The organism is Xanthomonas sp. D-36-1, from assembly GCF_017746155.1.
Classification (GTDB): domain Bacteria; phylum Pseudomonadota; class Gammaproteobacteria; order Xanthomonadales; family Xanthomonadaceae; genus Xanthomonas; species Xanthomonas cissicola.
This window is the reverse complement of sequence record NZ_JAGHWR010000141.1, coordinates 1-3043: the sequence shown is the minus strand read 5'-3', so window position 1 is coordinate 3043 and position 3043 is coordinate 1. Positions and strand designations below refer to the sequence as shown.

General features: G+C 55.5%; 1 protein-coding gene and 3 pseudogenes. All 4 read right to left on the bottom strand.

The window, feature by feature from the left end; genetic code table 11:
* Positions 1-16 precede the first annotated feature (16 nt).
* Positions 17-199 (bottom strand): annotated as a pseudogene (locus tag J7367_RS22080) (hypothetical protein); the annotation flags it as partial.
* A 130-nt stretch (positions 200-329) separates the two neighbouring features.
* Complete coding sequence (locus tag J7367_RS22075) at positions 330-2336, bottom strand: ATP-binding protein (RefSeq protein ID WP_039575246.1); 2007 nt, start codon at positions 2334-2336, stop codon at positions 330-332.
* A 121-nt stretch (positions 2337-2457) separates the two neighbouring features.
* Positions 2458-2625: pseudogene (locus J7367_RS22070) on the bottom strand (single-stranded DNA-binding protein); the annotation flags it as partial.
* A 93-nt stretch (positions 2626-2718) separates the two neighbouring features.
* Positions 2719-3043: pseudogene (locus J7367_RS22065) on the bottom strand (transposase); the annotation flags it as partial.

Below are 3043 nucleotides of genomic sequence, written 5' to 3'. Positions count from 1 at the left end.
TTGATCAGACCATCCCTAGGGACCAATGCTTGAACTGCTCACCGTAGGCTTCGGGTGGAGCGGCTTCTACGAGATGTCCGATGCACCAAGTGACTGTGACACCAGAACCAGTGAAGCACCCATTGCCACGCTGTGTCGCGCCCAGGATTCGTCCTATATCTTTACCCTGAGAGGGCTTCTCGCAAAGAAATAGCCGCATACCGCTCTACCCGAATGACGTTGCTGAAGTTCATGTGCAACAGCATGTCGGGACGGATTTAAGCGGGCAGCAAAGAAGCAGAAATGCAGCATGACCAGCTTGTTGAGTCGCACTCTCGATGTTTTTTAGCTCAACAGCTGGCGTCCTGGTCAATCCAATGACGCTGAGTAGTGATACGTTGCTTTGCATTGGCGCTAACTTGCATGCTGATATGTTTCTGATCATGCGCGGCGCGTATCAGAATTTCAGTCCAGTTCGGCGGTTCGGCCGTGACGACTGCATCGGCCATCAAAGCATTCTGATAGTCAATGAAAGCCATACTCTCATCCGGGATTGCTCCGACGACCACAGGGTCGTCGCTGACATCTTCGATGGTCGGTGACAGGCCGCGCTTCAACCGGCTGTCACTCGCACGGTTCACAAGATAACGTTCGCGCCATGCTTCACCCTGCGCGCGCTTCCCCTCTGCCTCCATGCTTCCTGTGTACTTCATGAGCCACATGTGCATGTAGCGCTGCCGTTGTTCGCTGTGCAGCAGCACAAGATCGTGAAAGCGTTGGTAGAACGCTTCATCATGACCGCAATCCAGGCTATCGCCCTCATGAGCAATCTCGTGCTCAATCAGTGAAAAAATGTACGCTGCTGTTCTGACCGGGGAAGATTTGAGCCGCTTCACGATGGTGACATCGACGGCGATGTAGCTACTGCCGTCGGTCCATGCCTCGGCAACGTTGGATTGACCAAGCAGAATGTGAAGTGATTTGCCCTCACGGACCTGGCCGCCGTAAACCGGCCGGCCCCCCGTGCACAGGGCGACGTAGTGGTGCATGCACCAACGCAACGCAGTCCATGCACGACGTGTCTCACGATCAAGCGCATCTTTCTCCGTAAGGATGCGCGTCCGCTCCACGAAAGCTTCTCGCAATGTCGAAAATGCCAGCAGTTGCGGGATATAGAGAGCGTTTATTCCCCAGTACTGAGCGCCGTTCAGTTCAATTTCCTGCCTAAGATTGTCGTGGATACGAGCGATACAGTCAGCAAACTCTTGGGCGCTATAACACCCGAAACGATCAAGGGTGACGGGATGCACGATCACGGCAATTCCTTCACGAGCGATAGCTTCCCCCTTTGGCACGTCGAAACCGCTTTCAACAACTGCAAACCTGCCGCCATGACGCTTGCCATGGCTGTAGCGGCATTTGCGCAAGAAATCCTCCATTGAAATGTGCCGCTTGCCAGGAAGAAGCGTCACGACTTCTTCCTTGGAATAGGTTTGCACAATGCCAGCGTCACCGGAAAGGAGTGTCCGAGCAGACTTCTCACGGCGCGCCTCTGTCTTGCGATGATTGCCGAGGCGAGAGGCAATCTGATCAGCCATCTGAACAAACTGCTTGGCAATTGCCTTCCATACCGGGCAAGTCTTGCGCAGGATTTCTGTGCGGGAAACATTCAATCCAATAGCTTTCTTAGACACGATGAGACCACCTGCGCCCCATACATGTCCCGAGTCGTGGCGCACCAGTACGCCCTGGTTGTAGATGGCGACGGCGCCGTCGGCTTTGACCCGGTACCAGGCGAACTCGTCTTCAGCATCCCAGCGTTCGCCGTGAGGGTCGCGGGTGATGCGATTCCCATTGAGTTCAACGCATACCGGGGTGTAACGAACCAAGTCCCGTATTTCCTGAAGGGTCGACATCAGCTCGACCTCGCTCAGGGCTTCATACCAGTCGCCCTTGATCGCACAACCAGGTGAAAGAGCCTGTAGCTCGTCCAGATCGTAGTGGTAACCCATGACCCGTGTATTGACGGTCATCTGCCAAACATTGGAGTACCAGGTTGTGGACGCGTGGGCCATGATTTGGCCGCGTCCAAGGCGGAAGCAGCCATAGGTTGCATCGCCCTCTTCGTGCGGCGTTCCAAACCGGCCGAAGTAGCGAATGACATCTTCGCGGCTCGCAAAGCCTTGACCGTCGTCATGGCACGAGAAGCCGGTGCGTGAAATCGATAGTTGAACGTTACTGGCTTTGGCATCCACTGAGTTCATCAGCAACTCGATGACGGCTTTGCCGATCGAGCCTGCCTGACTGTAGATGATGTGATGGATGATCTGTGGGTCGAGTTCAAACGGTAGGCGCATGGGGCCTCCTTGTTTCACTGAAGCGGGATTCGGATCAACGCCTCTCAGCCGCTAGCAATTGCTGGGGCACTGCTGGGGAATTTAGGGCGACGCCAAGCAAGGGTGCCGCCCAAATGCCGGCTCAAGGTGTAACGGGTTCCGAATCGCCATTGGCCGGTTTCTGGCTGAGCGTTACCGAGGCGAGGCGGAAGGGAAGAATGCCGACACGCCGAGCTTCGATCTTGAAGGTGGTGCGTTCGTTTTCGTCCGCATCCTCCCATTCGTCTTTAAGGATGGTCTGATCAACGAGTCCTGAGGATGCGGGCTCGCATTGCTTCGAAGTGTCACGTTCGGATGGTCGGATTTTTGCCATTTTTGGCGCAATTCGGATGTCACTTCCGGATTACAGGCGCACGTTTCCCACAACAGGCAGCAACTGCTTTCGCTTCATCCACAGGTTTGACAGCGCAAACAACGTCAGCACCTGCGCGGTGTTCTTGGCCAAACCGCGATAGCGCACCTTGGTGTAGCCGAACTGGCGCTTGATCACGCGAAACGGATGTCCACCTTTGCGCGCACACTGGCTTTGAAGAGTTCCCAACGCGCTTCCCGAGCACTCCCACGTTTGTTGCCAATGGCTTGAATCGTGGAGCGCTTGGCGGCAATGAAAAATGCAGCCTCGCAGCGCTGTAGCTCGTCGCGCTTTTCCGCACCGGTGTAGCCGCTGT